This is a genomic window from Bradyrhizobium sp. CCBAU 11386, from assembly GCF_028128955.1.
Lineage (GTDB): Bacteria > Pseudomonadota > Alphaproteobacteria > Rhizobiales > Xanthobacteraceae > Bradyrhizobium.
Genome location: NZ_LBKA01000259.1, coordinates 205,004 through 223,838, shown reverse-complemented (window position 1 = coordinate 223,838; position 18,835 = coordinate 205,004). Strand labels below are relative to the sequence as shown.

At 66.6% G+C, this 18,835-nt stretch carries 15 protein-coding genes; 5 read left to right on the top strand and 10 right to left on the bottom strand.

Annotation, left to right across the window (positions count from 1 at the left end):
* Positions 1–43 precede the first annotated feature (43 nt).
* From XI09_RS41600 to XI09_RS41580, 5 genes are all read right to left on the bottom strand, one after another.
* Positions 44–1,198, bottom strand: a complete 1,155-nt coding sequence (locus XI09_RS41600) for an ABC transporter substrate-binding protein (protein WP_271572104.1) — start codon at positions 1,196–1,198, stop codon at positions 44–46.
* A 74-nt stretch (positions 1,199–1,272) separates the two neighbouring features.
* Positions 1,273–2,472, bottom strand: a complete 1,200-nt coding sequence (locus tag XI09_RS41595) for a xanthine dehydrogenase family Fe-S subunit (RefSeq protein ID WP_271572103.1) — start codon at positions 2,470–2,472, stop codon at positions 1,273–1,275.
* Positions 2,469–3,305, bottom strand: a complete 837-nt coding sequence (locus XI09_RS41590) for an FAD binding domain-containing protein (protein ID WP_271572102.1) — start codon at positions 3,303–3,305, stop codon at positions 2,469–2,471. Before XI09_RS41590 ends, XI09_RS41595 begins: the two co-directional genes overlap by 4 nt.
* Entirely contained in the window at positions 3,302–5,692 is a 2,391-nt protein-coding gene (locus XI09_RS41585) for a xanthine dehydrogenase family protein molybdopterin-binding subunit (RefSeq protein WP_271572101.1), read from the bottom strand. Before XI09_RS41585 ends, XI09_RS41590 begins: the two co-directional genes overlap by 4 nt.
* 12 nt (positions 5,693–5,704) lie before the next feature.
* The gene (locus tag XI09_RS41580; protein ID WP_271572100.1) at positions 5,705–6,982 is read right to left on the bottom strand and encodes an amidohydrolase/deacetylase family metallohydrolase; all 1,278 of its coding nucleotides are present in this window, start codon (positions 6,980–6,982) and stop codon (positions 5,705–5,707) included.
* 158 nt (positions 6,983–7,140) lie between these two features.
* Here XI09_RS41580 and XI09_RS41575 point away from each other — a divergent pair, with 158 nt between their 5' ends.
* The 3 genes from XI09_RS41575 (at position 7,141) to XI09_RS41565 (ending at position 10,290) form a co-directional block, all read left to right on the top strand.
* Positions 7,141–7,635, top strand: a complete 495-nt coding sequence (locus XI09_RS41575) for a MarR family winged helix-turn-helix transcriptional regulator (RefSeq protein WP_027548931.1) — start codon at positions 7,141–7,143, stop codon at positions 7,633–7,635.
* Positions 7,636–7,923: 288 nt separating this feature from the next.
* Positions 7,924–9,342: a cytosine permease gene (locus XI09_RS41570; protein WP_271572099.1), complete on the top strand. Its 1,419-nt coding sequence runs from the start codon at positions 7,924–7,926 to the stop codon at positions 9,340–9,342.
* Between the two features lie 9 nt (positions 9,343–9,351).
* Complete coding sequence (locus XI09_RS41565; protein ID WP_271572098.1) at positions 9,352–10,290, top strand: acetamidase/formamidase family protein; 939 nt, start codon at positions 9,352–9,354, stop codon at positions 10,288–10,290.
* A gap of 62 nt (positions 10,291–10,352) precedes the next feature.
* On the opposite strand, the gene XI09_RS41560 is transcribed toward XI09_RS41565, so the two are convergent.
* Genes XI09_RS41560 through XI09_RS41540 form a run of 5 tightly spaced genes read right to left on the bottom strand, consistent with a single transcriptional unit; the run spans position 10,353 to position 16,450 of the window.
* Positions 10,353–11,960: an ABC transporter ATP-binding protein gene (locus XI09_RS41560; RefSeq protein ID WP_271572097.1), complete on the bottom strand. Its 1,608-nt coding sequence runs from the start codon at positions 11,958–11,960 to the stop codon at positions 10,353–10,355.
* Positions 11,957–12,769, bottom strand: coding sequence for an ABC transporter permease (locus XI09_RS41555; RefSeq protein WP_271572096.1), 813 nt, complete (start codon positions 12,767–12,769; stop codon positions 11,957–11,959). Before XI09_RS41555 ends, XI09_RS41560 begins: the two co-directional genes overlap by 4 nt.
* Complete coding sequence (locus XI09_RS41550; RefSeq protein WP_271572095.1) at positions 12,766–13,710, bottom strand: ABC transporter permease; 945 nt, start codon at positions 13,708–13,710, stop codon at positions 12,766–12,768. Before XI09_RS41550 ends, XI09_RS41555 begins: the two co-directional genes overlap by 4 nt.
* A 14-nt stretch (positions 13,711–13,724) precedes the next feature.
* Positions 13,725–15,290 carry an ABC transporter substrate-binding protein gene (locus XI09_RS41545; RefSeq protein WP_271572094.1) on the bottom strand — a complete coding sequence of 522 codons (1,566 nt, stop codon included), beginning with the start codon at positions 15,288–15,290 and terminating at the stop codon, positions 13,725–13,727.
* Positions 15,290–16,450, bottom strand: a complete 1,161-nt coding sequence (locus tag XI09_RS41540) for a C45 family autoproteolytic acyltransferase/hydolase (protein WP_271572093.1) — start codon at positions 16,448–16,450, stop codon at positions 15,290–15,292. The genes XI09_RS41545 and XI09_RS41540 overlap by 1 nt, the downstream gene beginning before the upstream one ends.
* 67 nt (positions 16,451–16,517) lie before the next feature.
* On the opposite strand from XI09_RS41540, the gene XI09_RS41535 reads away from it, so the two are divergent.
* Complete coding sequence (locus tag XI09_RS41535; RefSeq protein WP_271572092.1) at positions 16,518–17,462, top strand: GntR family transcriptional regulator; 945 nt, start codon at positions 16,518–16,520, stop codon at positions 17,460–17,462.
* 24 nt (positions 17,463–17,486) lie between these two features.
* A complete protein-coding gene (locus tag XI09_RS41530; RefSeq protein ID WP_271572091.1) occupies positions 17,487–18,827 on the top strand; it encodes an aspartate aminotransferase family protein in 1,341 nt (446 codons plus the stop codon).
* The last annotated feature ends 8 nt before the right edge of the window (positions 18,828–18,835 follow it).

Here is an 18,835-nt window from a genome sequence, read left to right as displayed (position 1 = left end):
GCGAGGGCCGCGATGTGCCGCCCTCGCCCAGGGCTCGCTGACGCTAGAGCGTCTTCATCTCGACTTTGCCGCCGTTGATTTCGATGAGATAGACGTTCGGCTGGCTCTGCCCGCTCTCCTTGCCCTCAGGGCCGGACTTGCGGAACACGATGTCGCCGTTGAGCCCCTTGATGTTGATGTCCCAGAACGCCGCCTTGATCGCAGCCGGCTCGGCCTTGCCCGCCTTCTCGATCGCGGCCGCCGCAGTGCGGATGCCGTCATAGCCGCGGAAACTCTCGGTGCAGCCGGCGAACTCGAAACCGCGCTTCTTCCATTCCGTGATGAAGTAGTTGGTTGCCTCAGGGTTCGGCGTCTTATCCGGGAACCACGGCAGGAAGGTCGTCAGATGCATGGTGCCGTTGGCGGCGGCTCCCGCCTGGGCGATGATCTGGTCCGGATTCTGCGAGCCGCCGGTGGTGATGATGCGCTTCTTCAGGCCGAGCGCAGCGGCCTGCTTGAAGATCAGCGTCAGCTGGTCGACGGCGGTCGTGACGATGACCGTCTCGGAATCCGAGCTCTTGATCTTGGAGAGCTGGGCGCTCATGTCCTGTGCGCCCTGGTCCATGGTTTCGACCAGGCCGATCGTGATGCCCTTGTCCTTCATCATCTTGCTGAAGTCCTCGGCGGTGCCGCGGCCCCAGTCGTTGTTGATGACGAGGAAGTCGACCTTCTTCAGCGCAAGCTTGTCGACGATGCCCTTGAACGCCGCGGCCTCGACCGCCGAGGGCGGCGAGATGCGGAAGATGAAGGGATTGCCCGTCGTCGTGATCTTGCCCGAGGACGAGGTCTCCACCACCATCGGCGTCTCGTATTCCATCAGCTTCGGCATCACCGCGAGCGTCAGGCTCGAGCCCCAGGCCCCCATCAGGACCGGCACCTTGTCGCTGGTGATGAGCTTTTCGGCAACGGCGGCCGCTTCGGTCGGGTTGCTCTTGTTGTCCTCGATCACGAGCTCGATCTTCTTGCCCAGGATGCCGCCCTTGGCGTTGATCTCGTCGGCGGCGATCTTGGCGCCATTGACGACGTAGGTGCCGGACGCCGCGAACGCGCCGGTGAGCGGTTCGTTGACACCGATCTTGATGGTCTGCGCCCCTGCTGTGCCGCCGACCAAGGCCGTCGCCAGCGCGATGGCCGGAACCAGTCCGAGTGCTCGTGTCATGTTGTCTCTCCAAATCCCACGCTGTTGATGTCTAGCAGTCCAGGCTTCGTCACTCTGCGGCGCGAGCGCGCCGGTCATTCCGCTCCACCTTTTCCGGTGAAGACGCGGCCAAGGATGCGCGCGAGCCGCGCGCGCAAAACGTCTGATGCAAGCGACCAGAAGCTGAGCTCCGCCGGGGCCGCCTGCCCCGACGGCGCGCCCGACATGTGGCGGTCGAGATTTCCCGCGAACTCCGCAACCAGGCGCCTGGCGAGATCCCGCACCAGGCCCGGCCGGCCGATCTGCGCCAGCATGCCCGTGAGCGTGTAGCCGATCGACAGTTCGACGGCGGTCGCCGTGCCGCCCTCGAGCGGGATCAGGCGATAGCGGATTTCGCCCTGCGTCGCCGAATGGCTGCGCTGGTCGGTGCCGATGCCGACGATGCGGCCCGAGAATGTCGCGGGATCGCGTTCGACGCGCGCGGCCCCCTCGAAGGCCGCCGCGATCGGCCCGAGCCTGACCCGGATCACGCCTTCGACGCGCTCGGGCCTTGGCGGCGCCGTCAGCGACACGCCGGGAAGGCAGGCTGCGATGCCGGCGATATCGTCGAACATCGCAAAGACCTTTGCCGGCGGGTGCGGCAGCGTGAAGCGCTGATCGAGAACGGTCGCCGGGGTGAAGTCGGGAATGGTCACTGCCGCGGCGCGGTCTGATGCCGCGGCCACCGCCTGCCGCGCAGGCTGACGCTCGTCTCGGCCTGACGTGGCTCGCCCCGATCCGGCGGGGCCGAGACTGGTCCGGCCGCCATCGGCCTGCGGCGCGATGTTGCGCGCGCGCCTCGCTTCGATGACGGACTGCACCGCCCGCACGATTCCGACATAGCCGGTGCAGCGGCAGAGATTGCCGCTGAGGCCGACGCGAATGCGCCGCTCGTCGGCGTCAGGCAGACGCAACACCAGGTCGCGCGCCGAAACCAGCATGCCGGGCGTGCAATAGCCGCATTGTAGCGCATGCTCACGGGTGAAGGCCGCGCGCAGCTCGCTCGTGACCTCGTCCTCGTCGAGGCCTTCGATCGTGGTGATGTCCGCGCCCTCGCAGGCCACCGCATAGGTGATGCAGGAGCGCGCCGGCACGCCGTCGAGCAGCACGGTGCAGGCACCGCAGACGCCGTGCTCGCAGCCGAGATGCGTGCCGGTCAGGTCGAGCTTGTCGCGCACGAAATCGGCAAGGCTGGTGCGAGGCTCCGCCAGAACCTCCACCGCGCGGCGATTGACATGAAGCGCGATCGTAGTCATGCGGCGGCCTCCAGGACGGCGCGCTTCAACACGCTGACATGGATATGGCGCTGCGCGGCATCGTCGATGCCGGCCTTCATCAGAAGAGCATCGGCGGCCCTGATGTCGAAACGCTGCTTGTAGTCGGCCGCAATCCGGCCGCCGAACAAATCGGCGGCATCCGTCACGACGATCGGCGCCGTATCGATCGCACCGATCACGACGCGCGCCGAGGCGGCGGCGGGATCGACAAGGACCGCGCCGATGGCGTGGGCGAACTCGCCGGTCTTGCGGCAGCTCTTGGCATAGCCCCAATGCGCCGAGACAGCGCGGGCCGGCACATGGATCGCCTCGACCATTTCGCCGGCGTGGAGCGCCGATTCCAGCGCGCCGACGACGAAGGCCTCGATCGCCATCGTGCGCGCACCGGCAAGACTGCGCAGCGTGACGCGCGCACCCAAGGCCGCGAGCGCGGAAACCCAGTCCGCGGCGGGATCGGCATGGCTGAGCGAGCCGCCGATCGTGCCGCGGTTGCGCACGGCGCGATAGGCAATGTTGGCTGCGACGCCGCGCATGGCGCCGCGGGTCACGTCGGCCGTGCGCCCGTCCTCGATGTCGGCATGCGTCACCAGGGCCCCGAGCATCAGCTCGCCGTCGCAAAGCTTGGCCTGCTTGAGCTCGGCAAGGCCGGAGATATCGACGATCAGCTCCGGCTGCACCAGCCGCAGATTGAGCATGGGCCCGAGCGACTGGCCGCCGGCGATGATCTTCGCCGATCCGCCTGCCGCTGCCAGCATCGACAGCGCCGAATTGAGATCGCGCGGGCGCTCGTAGCTGAACGGAGCCGGCTTCATGCCGCGCTCCTTTCGGCCGCGCGCGCGGCCAGCATGGCTGCGACGACACGATGCGGCGTGATCGGCGACTGCATCAGCTCGACACCGAGCGGGCGCAGCGCGTCGTTGACGGCATTGGCGATCGCGGCGGGCGGCGCAATCGCCCCGCCCTCGCCGATGCCCTTCACGCCGAACTGCGTGTAGGGCGACGGCGTCTCCATGTGATCGAGACGCGCCGCCGGGACCTCGGTCGCGCCGGGCAGCAGATAGTCGGCGAGCGTCGTCGCCAGCGGCTGGCCGGAGGCATCGAACGGCATTTCCTCGTAGAGCGCGGTGCCGATGCCCTGGGCGAGGCCGCCATAGATCTGGCCGTCAACCACCAGCGGGTTGACCAGAACGCCGCCGTCCTCGACGATCACATAGTCAAGAATTTCCACCTCGCCGACATCAGGGTCGACCGCGACGACGGCCGCATGCGCGGCGTAGCTGAAGGTCCCGCTGTCGCGCACGGGCTTGTAGCCCTGCGTCACTTCCAGCCCGCCGGGATCGACGTCAACAGGCAGATCCTGCGGGCGGCGATACCAGGTGTGGGCGATCGCCGTCAGGCTGACGCTGCCATTGACGCCGCGCACCTCGCCATTCTGCAGGACGACCGAAGCCGGATCATGCTGCAGCAGTTTGGCACCGATGCGCCTTGCGCGTTCGCCGAGCTCGCGGCAGGCGGTGGCCACCGCGCCGCCGGCCATGACCATCGAGCGCGAGCCCCAGGTGCCGGTCGAATAGGGCGTCATCGCGGTGTCGCCGAGGATGATGCGGATCTTTGCGACGTCTATTCCCAGCATTTCATGCGCGACCTGGGCGAGCGTCGTCTCCATGCCCTGCCCGTGCGAATGCACGCCGACGCGCAGCTCGAGGCCGCCGTCCGGCGTCAGCCGCGCCGATGCCTGCTCATGGCCCGGCACCATCGGGATGCCCCAGCCGGAATAGACCGAGGTGCCGTGCGCGGCCTGCTCGCAATAGATGGAGACGCCGACGCCAATGCGGCGGCCACCGGCCTCGCCCAGGCTTTGCTTGGCGCGAACGGCCTCGACATCGATCGCGGCGAGCGCGCGCCGCATCGCCTCCGGATAGTCGCCACTGTCAAAATGCTTCCTGGTGATGTTGTCGAACGGCATCTGCTCCGCCTGTACCAGATTGCGCAGCCGCACCTCGCCGGGCTCGAGCCCGGCTTCGGCCGCCACGAGGTCGAGCATCAACTCCAGCGCAAAGCAGACACCGGTGCGCGCGACGCCGCGATACGGCAGGATCGGACATTTGTTGGTGGCAACCGAAAAGGTGCGGCAGCGATAGGCCGGCATCTTGTAGGGACCGGGCAAAATGCTTGCGATCTGCGCGGCTTCGAGACAGGCGGAGAACGGATAGGACGAGTAGGCGCCGGAATCCACGGTCGCTTCGCAATCGATGCCGCGCAACGTCCCGTCGCTGTCAGCATAGACAGTGATTTTGTAATGGTGCTCGCGACAATTCGAGCTGGCGACGAGATGCTCGCGGCGATCCTCGGTCCAGCGCACGGGATGGCCGCAGCGCATCGTCAGCCAGGACAGGCAGACCTCTTCAGGCAGCAAAATCCCCTTGTGCCCGAAGCCGCCGCCGACGTCGGGCGAGATGACGCGGATCCGGCCCTCCTCCATGCCGAGGCATTCGGCAAGTCCGCTGCGCGTGATATGCGGCATCTGGGCGGCGGAATGCAGCGTGAGCTGATCGAGCCTCGGATCGAAGGTCGCAACGACGCCGCGGCCCTCGAGCGGCGACATGCATTGCCGCGCGGTCGAGATCTCACGCGTCACCTTGATCGGCGCGTCGAGCGCGGCTGATATGTCGACCTCGTAATTGGTCTCCAGGAAGACGTTGTCGCCCCAATGGTCGTGCACCAGCGCCGAGCCCGGCTCGCGCGCCTTCAGCATGTCGGTGATCGCGGGCAGCTCCTCCAGATCCAGCGCCACGGAGGCCGCGATGTCCTCCGCCTCGGCCCGCGTCGGCGCGAGGCACATGGCGACGAGCTCGCCGACCTGGCGCACCTTGCCGGTGGCGAGCACCGGCTGCTCCGAGATCTTGAAGCCCGGAAGCCCCGAGACCGCGCGGATCGATTTGACGCCGACAAGGTCCCCCGCCGTGAAGACGCTGCCGCGATGGCGCTCGGGCACGTGGATGCCGCGGATGCGTGCATGCGCCAGCGGGCTGCGCACGAAGGCGACGTCCTGAAGGCCCGCAAGCCTGATGTCGGCGACGAACTGGCCGCGGCCGCGCATCAGGCGATCATCCTCCTTCCGCGGCAGCCGTGCGCCCACGCCCTGCCCGGATCTGCCTGAAGGAAACTCTCGCTCGTTGCGCACGCGGGCGTTCTCCATCACCGCGCGGCCTTACGCCGCGACGGCCTGCGGCAGGATCGGCGCGACCGCGTCGAAGCGCGTGCCGGCGCGCAGGCAGAAGGCCGGCTGAAGCAGGCGCTCGGCGATCACCTCGTTCTTCTCGTTATCCGCAAGGACGAAGCGGCCGTTCTTCTCCGCGAGCACGGAGACGTCGGCGGCCATGCCGACCTTGAGCGCGCCGATCTCCGCGCTGCGGCCGAGCATTTTTGCGGGATTGGCGGTGACCATCGGCACCACCTGCTCCAGCGACAGGCCGAGCGCCATCATCGAGCTCATCGCCTGCACCAGGCTGAACTTGGCCTGCCCCGCGAAGGGATGGTTCTCCTCGTCCTCGTGCTGATCGGGCGTTCCGGCCGGCGCAGGCACGTGAGTGTTGTAGCCGTGAATGTCGGCGCCGAGCGTGGTCGGAATGATGCCGGCGGCGATCGCCTTCTTCGCGAGCCGGTACGAGAAATGGCTGCCGTGACCGACATCGACCTTCAGGCCGCGATCGAGCGCCGCCTGGATCACCGGATGCACCTCGCCCTCGCGGTTGACGAAGCCTCCAGGGTGGCGCGTGAACGGATGGGCGAGAACGTCGCCCTCGCGCAGCAACGGGATCACACGCGTGAGGATCGTATCGGCATCCTCGCCATTGGCGCCGCTCTCGGGCAGGCCCCAGAGCTGGCCGAAATGCACATACACCGGCAGATCGGCGCGCTTGCCGATCTCCGCCGCCATCTCGATGACACGGATGCCCCAGCGCGCGAAGCCGCCGATCTCGGCATGGGCCTTGATGCCCCGTACGATGTCGAGATTGGCCGTCGCCGCCTTGACGGTCGCATCGATGTCGACACCATCGGGGCTGTAGAGCTGCGGATAATAATGTCCCTCCAGTCCGCCGACGAGATAGGCGGACAGGAAGGCATAGACGCGCGTACGGGACGGCTCGGCGATGAAATGACGAAAGCCCGGCAGCGTCATGCAGGACGGACCGCCCTGGTCGATCACCGTTGTCACGCCCGACTGCACGCCGACCATGTCGGGGTTCATGCCGAAGCGGCCGGAGACATATTGATAGACATGCGCATGGGTGTCGATCAGCCCGGGCAGCACGAGCTTGCCGCCGACATCGACGACCTCCTTCGCACTCGTCGGCAGAATGTCCGGCGCGACCGCGGCGATCTTGCCATTGCGGATGGCAACATCCCTGATGCCGTCCACGCCCGAGGCCGGACAGATCACGCGACCGCCGCGCAGCAGAAGGTCGAAGCTGGCAGTGATGGACATGGCGCTCTCCTCTCCTCACGGCGGCGATTGCTTCGCCCCGGAAATACGAAGCATGCTTCGCATTTTGACAAAAGCAAGCTTCGTGCCATGATCTGACGGTGGCGGGCGCACTCGAATCGAGCTAAGCGCGGCTTGGTTCCAGCTTGGGAGAGCGTGCATTGCGGCAGGGGAAGACGCGTCGCAGCGGGGGCAAGCACCGCCCCTGGCCATTGTCGCAACGTCCCGGCTATCTGATCCGGCGGCTGCACCAGATTCATGTCGCGCTGTTTCAGGAAGCGTGCGGCGCGTTCGAGGTCACGCCGTTGCAATACAGCCTGCTCTCGGCGCTGGCGGTGCGCGAAACCGCCGATCAGACCACTTTGGCGGCCGATATCGCCCTCGATCGAACGACGACGACCGGCGCGTTGAAGCGGCTCGCCGCACGAGGTCTGGTCGAGCGCGCCATCAACAAGGACGATCGCCGCGCGCGATTGTGCCGCCTGACACCTGCCGGCGCCGCCCTGCTGGTCAAGATCGAGGGCGCGGCGCGACGGGCGCATCGTGCGACGCTCGGCGATTTGAGCGAGCGGGAACAGGCGCTCTTCATCGAAATGATGCAGCGCATCGTGGCCGGCAATCCCAGCCGCGACAGCGCCGCTGCCCTATTCGACTAGAGGCGGTTGCTGCACTTTTGAGTTGGACTGCCCAATTTATCATCGTACCGCTGCTCGCGCGCGCAAGGCCCTGAGACTCCGCGCCGGCCGCCGGGTTGCAAACGGGTGGCTCGACATGAGCCGATACAAGCCTGCGCGTGACGCCGATCGCATTTGAAATTTCAACAGCAATCCGGCGCGAACCACATTGCATCCGGCATCGGCGCACGCCCTGCTCCGGCGGCCGTGCAACCAATGGCACGATTTATGCTGCGATGATGCGCAGCGTGCTTCGTATTGGGGGATGTCATGACGGATTCCGAACTTCGCGCTGATATTCACAGCATCGAGCCAATTCCCGATGCGGACCGGGACTCGACCGGGCCGCAGCAGATGTGGATCTGGGCGGGCGCCAACATCGCGCCGGTCAACTGGGCGCTCGGCGCGCTCGGCATCATCCTGAAGCTCGGACTGATGGAGACGATCGCGGTCATCGTGCTCGGGAACATCGTCGGCTGCGCGATCTTCGCCGCCTTCACGGTGATGGGGCACAAGACCGGCGTCAACCAGATGGTGCTGAGCCGGTCCGCGTTCGGCGTTCGCGGCGCCTACCTGCCCAGCATCCTGATGTTCGTGATGACGCTGGGCTGGATCGGCGTGAACACCTACTTCCCGGTCAAGATCTCGATCGGCATCCTCGGCCAGTTCGGCGTGCCCGACACCTGGCTGATCGAGATCGTCATCATCACCCTGGTGATGGCGGCGCAGGTCCTGATCGGCGTCTACGGCTTCTATGCGATCCGCACCTTCGAGAAATACACGGTGCCGCCGACCATCGCCATCATGGTGCTGATGAGCGTGCTGGCCTGGACGCGCCCCGGTGTCGTCAACTGGAGCCTCACGACGTCGCTGCCGCCGGGCGCGCATCTGGCGATGCTGACCCTGCTCATGACCGCGATCGGCGTCGGCTGGGGCATTTCCTGGGTCACCTGGGCCTCCGACTATTCGCGCTTCGTGCCGAAAAGCGTGCCGTCGAAATCCGTGTTCGGGTACAGCTATGTCGGCATGTTCGTGCCGACGGTCTGGCTCGGCATTCTCGGCGCGACCATCGCCTCGACGACGCTGGACACCGATCCCGCAAAGATGGTCAGCGCGGTGTTCGGCGGGCCGGTCAGCATCCTCGTTCTGCTGATGGTGCTGCATGGCCCGATCGCGACCAACATCCTCAACGTCTACTCGGCGACACTGGCGGCGCTGAGCGCGGGGCTGAAGTTCTCGCGCTTCTGGCTCACCGTCATCGTCGGCGTCGCCGGCTATCTGGTGACGCTGTACTTCATCTTCGCGCCGTCCTTTGCGAAAGCGTTCGACAACTGGATGATCAGCCTGTTGTTGTGGATGAGCCCGTGGGCCGGCGTGGTGCTTGCGGATTTCTTCCTCAAGCGGAAGAGCAAGATCGACGTCGCCGAGCTCTACCGCTCGCCGGAGTCCAGCACCTATGGCGACATCAACTGGGCCGGCATGATCGCGTTCTTCGCGGGCCTCGTCGCCGGATGGCTGGTGGAAGACGGCCTCGTCGGCGCACTCCAGGGGCCGGTCTCGATCAACCTCCTGGGCGGGGCCGATCTGAGCTGGCTGTTCGGGATCGGGGTCTCAGGGCTGGTCTATCTGGCGCTGGGCAAGCACGTCACGTCGCCCTCCTCGATCGTTGCGAGCAGCGCGGGAAGGTAACGTCAGATCATGGACTTCGTCCTGCGATCCACCCCCGGAAATGTCCAGTGGGGACTCTGGGACGGACGTCTGAAGCCGGTGCTCCGGATCGCATCCGGAGACCGCGTGACCATCGAGACCCTCTCGGGCGAGCCGGACGATCTGCCCGATCCGTCGCTCGGCTTCGACATCGTGCCCGGACATGCGGAGGTGCTGGCAAGCGCGTTCCGCGGTCCGGGGCCGCACCTTCTCACCGGACCGATCCACATCGAGGGCGCCGAGCCCGGCGACGTCCTCGAAGTGCGCGTCCTGAGCATCGAGCTGCGCTGCAATTGGGGCTGGAATCTCCAGGTCCCGACGCTCGGCACGCTGCCTGAGGATTTTCCAGAATTCCGCCGCATCCACATTCCGCTGGACCGCGCGCGCAACGTCGCAAAACTGCCCTGGGGGCAGGAGCTGCCGCTCTCCCCTTTCTTCGGCAATTTCGGCGTCGCGCCGCCGCCCGCCTGGGGCCGATTGTCCTCGAAGGAGCCGCGGGCGTTCGGCGGCAACATGGACAACAAGGAGCTCAGTGCCGGCAGCACGCTCTATTTTCCGGTCTTCGTGCCGGGCGCGCTGTTCTCCGCCGGCGACGGCCACGCGCTCCAGGGCGACGGCGAAGTCTGCCTGACCGCGATCGAGGCCGCGCTCACCGGCACCTTCGAATTCCACGTCCGCCGCGATCTTCGGCTCGCCTCGCCGCGCGCCGAGACGGCGTCCGACTGGATCACCATGGGCTTTGACGAGGATCTCGACGACGCCGCCAAGGCCGCGCTGCGCGACATGATCGCGCTGATCCGCGAGCACAGCGGCCTCAGCGCCCAGGACGCCTATACGCTCTGCTCGATCGCCGCAGACCTGCGGGTCACGCAGCTGGTCGACGGCAACAAGGGCATTCACTGCGTGCTGGCGAAATCCCGCATGCCGTGACCGATGCCGCCGGGTTCAAGACCCCGATCGATCGGCAAAACGCTTCATACGCAAGATCCCGCTTAGCCCGAGGCGCGCGCTGTTGCCGCCCCCGCAAAGTCCTGCACGGGCGCGGCCGCGAGCAGCGCCTTGGTGTAGTCATGCTGCGGACGATCGAAGATCTCGTCACGCGATCCCTGCTCGACGATCCGCCCGCCCTGCATCACCACCACCCGGTCGGCGACCTGCTCGACGGCGGCGAGATCGTGGCTGATGAACAGGCAGGCGAAGCCGTATTGCGCCTGAAGCCGCGCGAGCAGCTTCAGCACCTGGGCCTGGATGGTCATGTCGAGAGCCGAGACCGGCTCGTCCGCCACGACGAAGGCCGGCTCGCGCACGATGGCACGCGCAATCGCGATCCGCTGGCGCTGACCGCCGGACAATTCATGCGGCCAGCGCTTGCCGAGGCCCACAAGCCCGACCTCCTCCAGCATCGCTTCCATACGCTTGTCGCGCTCGCTCGCCGTCAATTGCGGCACGTGGCGCAGCGGTTCGGCGACGATCTCGCCGACGCGCATCCGTGGATCCAGCGAGGAATAAGGATCCTGGAACACCAGTTGCGAGGCGAGGCGGAAGTCGCGGTCGACACTTGACGTGACGTCCCTGCCCCGAAACCTGATCTCTCCGCCCGAGGTCGGAATGAGACGCAGCATGGCGCGGCCGAGCGTGGTCTTGCCCGAGCCGCTGCCGCCGACCACCGCGACCGTTTCGCCCGCGGCGATGTCCAGATCGACGCCGTTGACGGCCCGGACGCCGGCATCGCGCCGGAACAATCGCTGCCGCCCGGCGAAGCCGACTTCGAGGCCCCGCACGCTGACGAGGGGTTCGCCGCCCTGCCGCGCTTTGGTCGTGGCGCCGCGGCGCGGCAAGGCCTCGACCAGCCGTTTGGTATAGGCGTCGCACGGCGAGAACAGGATTTGCCGCGTCGTTCCGGTCTCGACCATCCTGCCCTGGCGCAACACCAGCGCGCGCTGCGCATAGCGCGACACGAGGCCAAGATTGTGGGTGATCAGCAGCACCGACGTGCCGTGATCGCGGGCGAGCCCGACCATGAGGTCGAGCACCTCGCGCTGGGTCAGCGTGTCCAGCGCCGTGGTCGGCTCGTCGGCGATCAGCAGCTTCGGTTTCAGCAGCATCACCGAGGCGAGCATGATGCGCTGGCGCATGCCGCCGGAGAATTCGTGCGGATAAGCGTCAAAAGTCCGCTCGGGATCGCGGATCTGAACCCGCGCGAGCATATCGAGGCAGCGGCGGCGGATCTCGCGCTTGCCAAGCCGCTCATGCAGGCCAAGCCCCTCCGCCATCTGCGCGCCGACGCTGATGGCGGGGTTGAGTGAGACCATCGGCTCCTGGAACACCATGCCAACGGTCGGCCCGCGCAGCGCCCGCATCTGTCGCGCCGAAACGTTCGCGAGATCGACGCCGTCGAGCACGATGCGGCCGCCGGCCTTGCGCAACCCCGGCGGCAACAGGCCGAGCACGGCGCGCGCGGCCGCCGTCTTGCCACTACCGGATTCGCCGACGACGGCGAGGAACTCGCCGCGCTCGACCGCGAAGGAGACGTCCTCCACGATCACGGCATTGCTGGCCGACACTTCGATACGGAGATCCTCGACCGACAACAGCGTCATCCGTGCGCCATCCTGGGGTCGAGGCGATCGCGCAAGGAATCGCCGAGCAGGTTGATGCCGAGCAGCGTCAGCGCGATGCAGAGACCCGGCGCGATCGAGAGCCAGGCCGCCGTCTCCATGAACGGACGGCTCGCCGCCAGCATGTTGCCCCAGGTCGGCGCCGGCGGCGGCACGCCGAGGCCGAGGAAGCTCAGCGCGCTCTCGGCCAGCAGCACCCAGCCGAACATGCTGGTCGCGAGCACCGCAACCGGCGCAATCGCATTCGGCATCACATGGCGGATCATCGAATAGACCTCGGAATTGCCGATGACGCGCGACGCCTCGACATACTCCCTCTCGCGGATCGACAGCACCGTGCCGCGCACCACGCGGACGACCGACGGGATATAGGCGAGACCCAACGCCAGAATGAGCCCGACCTTGTTGGCGCCGACCACGATCATCACGGCCAGCGCCAGCAGGATACCGGGGAACGCGAGCAGCGCGTCGTTGACCGCCATGATGATGCGGTCAGCCCAGCCACGGATGTAGCCGGCCGTGCAGCCGATCACCGTGCCGGCCGCAATCGCCAGCAGCACCGTGAGCAGCGCAATCACGACGCTGGCGCCCGCGCCGACCATGATGCGGCTCAGCACGTCGCGGCCGAATTCATCGGTGCCGAGCCAGTGAACAGGCGACGGCGCCTGAAGCCGCGCGCGCAGATTGATGCGCAGCGGGTCGAACGGCGTCCAGAATGCTCCGGTGACGGCCGCGCCGAGAAGGAGCGCCATGAGGGCGCCGCCGATCGTAGTGTTGGCGCGCATCCTCATGCCACTGTCACCCTGGGATCGAACAGCGGGTAGCAAAGATCGACGATGAGGTTGACCACGACGTAGATCACGGCGGTGAACAGCAGGCAGCCCTGCACCACCGGATAGTCACGCGCGAAGATCGAATCCACCAGGAGCCGGCCGAGGCCGGGCAGCGTGAACACGGTCTCGATCACGGCGATGCCGCCGAGGAGATGGCCGAGCACGAGGCCGATCAGCGTCCAGGTCGGCGCGAACGCGTTGGGCAGGACGTGCCGAGCAAGCACGCGCCATTCCGGCACGCCCTTGGCGCGCGCATGCGTGACATATTCGAGCCGCAGCACCTCGATGGAGGCGGCACGCGCCATGCGCGTGAGCACGCCGATCTCCACCATGGTGAGCGTCGCGATCGGCAGCACGATGAAGGTCGCCGCCTGCCAGAAGTTCTCAGCAAAGGGCACGTAGCCGATCACCGGCAGCCATTTCAGCTTGAGCCCGAACAGGAGCAGCAGCAGCAGGCCGAGCCAGAAGCTCGGAATCGACAACAGCAGCGTGGCGCCGCCGACGACGGACAGATCGAGCACGCTGTTCTGCTTCCAGGCCGCAACGAGCCCGGCCGGGACGGCGATACAGGCCGCCGCGGCAACTGCCACCAGCACGATGACCGCGCTGACCTGGAAGCGGTCGAGGATCAGCGGCAGCACCGCGAGATTGTTGGTGATGGAGTGCCCGAAATCGCCGGCCGCAAGCTTTGCGATCCAGTGCATGAACTGGACCGGAATCGGCTGGTCGAGCCCGAGCTGCGCGCGGAGCTGCGCCGCCTGCGCGGGATCGGCGGCATCGCCGAGCATCACCTGCACGGGATCGCCGGGAATGAGGCGAACCAGTGCAAACACGGCGATCGCGACCAGCAGCAGCGTCGGGATCGTCATGGCCAGCCGTCTTGCGAGGTAACCCAACATGGCGTCGCCCTTGCCTACTCGACCGTGACGCCCCAGAACCGCGGCTGCGGATAGAGCCAGCCGGCATAGCCCTTGATGCCCTTGCGCAGCGCCGTCAACTCGGCGCCGTTGAACAGCACGATCATCGGCACGTCGGCGATGAAGCGCTTGTGCATGTCGTCGAACAGCGCCTGCCGCTTCGCGGCATCGTCGATCATCATCGACTGGCGCAGCATGTCCTGCGCCTCCGGATTGTCCCAGACCTTGCGCGGCTGCGTCGCCTTCGGTCCGGTCAGCATCTCGAAGCTCAAGGAGGGATCGAGCCGCGCCGAATAGGTAAAGGCCATCGACTGGTAGTCGCCGCGGTTGTAGCGATCGAGCTGCGCCGCCCAGTCCATCACCTCCAGCTCGATATTGATCCCGACCGTCTGCGCCATCGCCTGCACCAGCACGGAGGAGTCGAACACGAAGCTGTAGCGTTTGTTGGTGATCATCTTGACCGGCTGACCGCGGTAGCCGGCCTCCAGCAGCAGTTTCTTGGCTTCCGCGATATTCTGCGCATAACCGTGCGACTGCGTCTCACTATAGAACGGGCTGCCGAGCGGCAGCGCGGAATTGTTCGGACGCGCGGTGCCCATCATCACGGCGTCGACGATCTGCGCGGTGTCGATCGACAGCGCAATGGCGCAGCGGATCCGCACGTCCTTCAGCAGCGGGTCTTTGGTCTGGAACAGGATGCCGGTGAGGCCGAGCGCGGGCGTGATGCTGAGCTGCACCTCGGGACGCGATTTGAGCTCTTCGAGATCGGGGATCGACAGGCTCATGATGACGTCGAGCGAGCCGCTGAGCAACCCCGCCTTCGCCGCAGAGCTGTCCGGGATCACGTTGAAGCGCACGCGATCGACCCTGGCGTCCTTGGCGCCGGTGTAACCGGTGCGCGGCTCACTGCGCGAGACATAGCCGTCGAAGCGGACGACATCGACATACTGCCCCCGCTTCCACTCGGCGAGCTTGAACGGGCCGGTGCCGATCGGGGCGATCCACTTGCCGTCCGCGCCGACGGAATCGCGATGGATGATTGCGGTCTGGCCGCAATCGGGACGCGCCAGAGTCGGGAGGAACAAGGCGGTCGGTTGATCGAGCGTCATGACGACAGTTTGCGGGTCCGGCGCCTCGACCTTCTCGATCCGCGCGATGCCGGTGGCGCTGAACTCGGACAGGCAGCGCCATTGCGTGGCCTGGTCGAGCCAGCGCTTCAGCGACCACACCACGTCGTCCGAGGTCATGGTCGCGCCATTGTGGAACTTGACGCCCTGCCGCAGGCGGAACGTGTAGGTCTTGCCTTCGTTCGACACGGCCCAGCTCTCGGCGAGCATCGGGCCGATCGAGGTATCGTCGCGGAAGGCGACCAGCCCCTCCACTACATGCGCGATAACGCCGTCGGTGTTGGCGTCGCGATTGGTACCGGGATCGGTCGACCGGATGTCGGCGTTGAGCCGCGTCCGCAGCAAGGTTTCAGCGCCGGCCTTCCCCAGCATGGCCAGCAGGGCCAATGCGGCGAGACCGATCGCCCATGCCGGCGATGGCCGACGCCGGCGCATCACGCAGCCCCCGCCGCAGCCGACCGCTCGAAGGCGGCGCGCCCGATCTCGTCGATCTCGAGCCGGTACGTCGTGAACCCGCGGTTGAGCGCCGGCAGCGGCGCGGCCTGCATCAATCCGCTTGCCGGCTCCATCAGGATCATCGCCACGGTGGCGCTGAGATTGTTGCTGAGGTTGCGGCGCGGCGGGCGGCACACCGACCAGGGATAGGCAAACTCGTCGAACAGCGCATTCTTGACGGTGTCGAAGGTGATGCTGCCGATGTGGGGCTGGAGCAGATCGCGAACGCGGATGTCGCGATAGAGACTGTCAGGCGTATTGAAGATGCCGGTGTCCTTCAGCTTGCTGAGCGCGACAGGGCTGAGGAAGTTATTGGCGTGGACCAGGAGGCCGTTCTGCGGATGCACCTGGAAGGTCTCGTCCGGCGCACATTCGAAGTCGATTGCCACGCCCTCGCGATGGCTGACGATCATGTTGTTGGCCGCTGACTTTTTCGTGCAATAGACCGTGCGCATCGCCAGCGCGAGATGCTCGTTCTCCAGCACCTTGCGGCGGATCAGCGCCAGCGGCACGCCGACCTGACGATAGTCGCGGTCGCTTTCGAGATAGTTCGCGGTGATCGCGATACCGACGGCATTGAAGCCGCAGCGGCCGAGCGCGCCGGCCTCGGTGAAGGTCATCAGATCCGGCCCGTCGTCGCGGCGCACCTTCAGCACCACCGCCGTCTCCGCGCATTCACGCTTCCAGTCCCAGTTCTGGGCGTGGATCAGTCGGCCATCGGCGGTCGCCTGCGGCAGCACGACGACGCCGGTGCAGCCATCGGGATCTTCCGGCGTCTTCAGCCGCGCGCGGATCGCCGGATTGGCAAGCTTGATGATCTCCGTGCGGGCGTTGAGCAGGACGACGTCCTCGAACGGAACGTCGGCGCCTTCGGCGATGCCGTGCATCTCCTCGATATAGCTCGGCTCGAACGCCTCGATGACGGGCAGATAGTCGCGCACCAGCGCGGCCACGCCCTTCGCATCGAGCGAAAGCTCCTTCAACTGCGCGAAGTAATGGGTCGTCCCCTTCTTGATGCGGCCCGCCGCCTTCTGCCCGTACTGACGTCCACGCTCGCGCGGAGGACCGGAGATTTCGATGAGGGGAAAGGGCTCGACCATGGGACGCCAAATTCCTTCTTGAAGTTCCTTTTGCTTTCCGTCGAAGCCTAATGTATTTTGTGATGACATGAAACACAAATCTTCAGCCTCGAAATCGGCATTGGAAAAAGCGTCCCCAAGCCGTCTTCAGCGCGAACTGTCCGCCGGGATCATGAACCTGATCCGGAGCGAACAGCTCGCACCCGGAACACGTCTTGCCGAAGTTGCGCTGGCCGCGCGCCTCCAGGTCTCACGCACGCCGGTGCGCGCCGCGCTGAAGTTCCTGGCACGACGCAAGCTCGTCCACGCCGGCGCCAGCCGCGGCTATTTCGTCGCCGAGACCGCACCTGCCCCGCACAAGACGCCGCCGAAGCCAAGCCCCGACGATACCGATCGACTGTTCCTCGCCATCGCGCGCGATCGCCGCGCCGGCCGGTTGCCCGATGAGGTTTCGGAACGCGACCTGATGCAGCGCTACGATGCGACGCGGCCGATCGTGCAGCGCGTGCTTACCAAGCTTGCCGAAGTCGCCGCGGTCAAGCGCAAGCCGGGACATGGCTGGCGCTTCCAGCCCACCCTCGCAGATTCACAGGCGCGCGACGAAAGCTATCGCTACCGTTTGCTGATCGAGCCGGCCGGCCTGCTCGAGCCGGGCTTTCGTCTCGATCCGGCGTGGGCCACCGAGATGCGCCGCCGTCATCAGGAGATGCTGGCGATGCCGTGGAGCGACACGGCCAGCATCGCGCTCTACGAGATGAACGCGGCCTTTCACGAAGGCCTCGCCGCCGCGTCAGGCAACCGCTATCTGCTGGTCGCGGTTCAGCAGCAGAACCGGCTGCGGCGCTTCGGAAACTACGACTGGACCTTCGGCCATGAGCGCGTGATCGTGAACTGCCGCGAGCATCTCGCCATCCTCGACCAGCTCGAAGCCGGCCAGAACGAAGCCGCCGCCGCCCTGCTGCGCCGGCATCTCGAAGGCGCCGCCAAGCTCAAGCGCAGCCCCGCCAATTCCGCTCCGTCAAGATCCGCCTGAACACGTACAAGAGTTTTCATGCCCATGAGCGCCTTCGCTTCCTCCAACAGCCCCCTCACCCGCGAGGTCATGGAGCCGTTCTGGCTGCCGATGACGCCGAACCGGCAATTCAAGTCGAAGCCACGCATCTTCGTCGCCGCCGAGGGCATGCACTACGTCACCGATGACAACAGGCGCATTCTCGACGGCATGGCGGGGCTGTGGTGCGTGAACGCGGGACACGGGCAGCGGCGCATCGTCGATGCGATCCAGGCGCAAGCGGCGAAGCTCGATTTCGTCTCCTCGTTCCAGATGAGCCATCCGGCCGCCTTCGAGCTTGCCCGGCGCATCACCGAGGTCGCGCCCGCGGGGCTCGACCATGTCTTCTTCACCAATTCGGGCTCGGAATCGGTCGACACCGCGCTGAAGATCGCGCGCGGCTATCACCGTGCCCGCGGCGAGGCCGGCCGCATCCGCTTCATCTCGCGCGCCAAGGCCTATCACGGCATGGGCTGGGGTGGCCTGTCGGTGAGCGGCATCGTCCGCCACCGCAGGGATTTTGGCCCGCTGCTCCCTGAAGTCGACCACCTCCCGCATACGCATGATCCGGAGCATGCGGCGTTCTCGTGCGGGCAGCCGCAATGGGGCGCGCATCTTGCCGACGAGTTGACAAAGCTGCTGCAAGTGCACGATCCCTCGACCGTCGCCGCCGTCATCGTCGAGCCCGTGACGGGTTCCGGCGGCGTGCTGCCGCCGCCGGTCGGCTATCTCGAGCGGCTGCGCCAGATCTGCGACCAGCACGGCATCCTCCTGATCTTCGACGAGGTGATCACGGGGTTTGGACGCCTGGGCGCCGCATTCGGCGCCAACGCCTTCGGCGTGACGCCCGACCTCATCACCTGCGCCAAGGGCATGACCAATGCCGCCGTGCCGATGGGCGGCGTCATCGTCAGCGGCAAGGTCTACGACGCGCTGATGCAGGGGCCGGACAACGCGATCGAGCTGTTCCACGGCTACACCTATTCGGCCCATCCGCTCGCCTGCGCGGCGGGTCTTGCCGCGCTCGACGTGTACCAGGATCTCGACCTGTTCGAGCGGGCGCGCCGCCTCGCGCCGGTTCTGGAAAACCACGCGCACGGCTTGCGCGACCTTCCCCATGTCGTCGACATCCGCAACATCGGGTTGCTGGCCGCGATCGACCTGAAGCCGCGCGAGGGCGCACCGGGGGCGCGCGGCACTGAGTGCGCCAGCCGCTGCTATGAGGACGGCATCCTGATCCGCGGCAGCGGCGATACGCTCCTGGTCTCGCCACCCTTGATCATCACTGAGGAGCAGATCAACGACATCTTCACCGCCATCCGCCGGGCCCTGACCGCCATCGGCTGATGCCGTCC

Bases quoted from the DNA above. Each gene is read 5' to 3' on its own strand.
- XI09_RS41545 (WP_271572094.1), bottom strand. From the start codon at position 15,290: ATGCGCCGGCGTCGGCCATCGCCGGCATGGGCGATCGGTCTCGCCGCA.
- XI09_RS41565 (WP_271572098.1), top strand. From the start codon at position 9,352: ATGGACTTCGTCCTGCGATCCACCCCCGGAAATGTCCAGTGGGGACTC.
- XI09_RS41585 (WP_271572101.1), bottom strand. From the start codon at position 5,692: ATGGAGAACGCCCGCGTGCGCAACGAGCGAGAGTTTCCTTCAGGCAGA.
- XI09_RS41535 (WP_271572092.1), top strand. From the start codon at position 16,518: ATGAAACACAAATCTTCAGCCTCGAAATCGGCATTGGAAAAAGCGTCC.
- XI09_RS41570 (WP_271572099.1), top strand. From the start codon at position 7,924: ATGACGGATTCCGAACTTCGCGCTGATATTCACAGCATCGAGCCAATT.
- XI09_RS41540 (WP_271572093.1), bottom strand. From the start codon at position 16,450: ATGGTCGAGCCCTTTCCCCTCATCGAAATCTCCGGTCCTCCGCGCGAG.
- XI09_RS41550 (WP_271572095.1), bottom strand. From the start codon at position 13,710: ATGTTGGGTTACCTCGCAAGACGGCTGGCCATGACGATCCCGACGCTG.
- XI09_RS41530 (WP_271572091.1), top strand. From the start codon at position 17,487: ATGAGCGCCTTCGCTTCCTCCAACAGCCCCCTCACCCGCGAGGTCATG.
- XI09_RS41580 (WP_271572100.1), bottom strand. From the start codon at position 6,982: ATGTCCATCACTGCCAGCTTCGACCTTCTGCTGCGCGGCGGTCGCGTG.
- XI09_RS41560 (WP_271572097.1), bottom strand. From the start codon at position 11,960: ATGACGCTGTTGTCGGTCGAGGATCTCCGTATCGAAGTGTCGGCCAGC.
- XI09_RS41600 (WP_271572104.1), bottom strand. From the start codon at position 1,198: ATGACACGAGCACTCGGACTGGTTCCGGCCATCGCGCTGGCGACGGCC.
- XI09_RS41590 (WP_271572102.1), bottom strand. From the start codon at position 3,305: ATGAAGCCGGCTCCGTTCAGCTACGAGCGCCCGCGCGATCTCAATTCG.
- XI09_RS41555 (WP_271572096.1), bottom strand. From the start codon at position 12,769: ATGAGGATGCGCGCCAACACTACGATCGGCGGCGCCCTCATGGCGCTC.
- XI09_RS41595 (WP_271572103.1), bottom strand. From the start codon at position 2,472: ATGACTACGATCGCGCTTCATGTCAATCGCCGCGCGGTGGAGGTTCTG.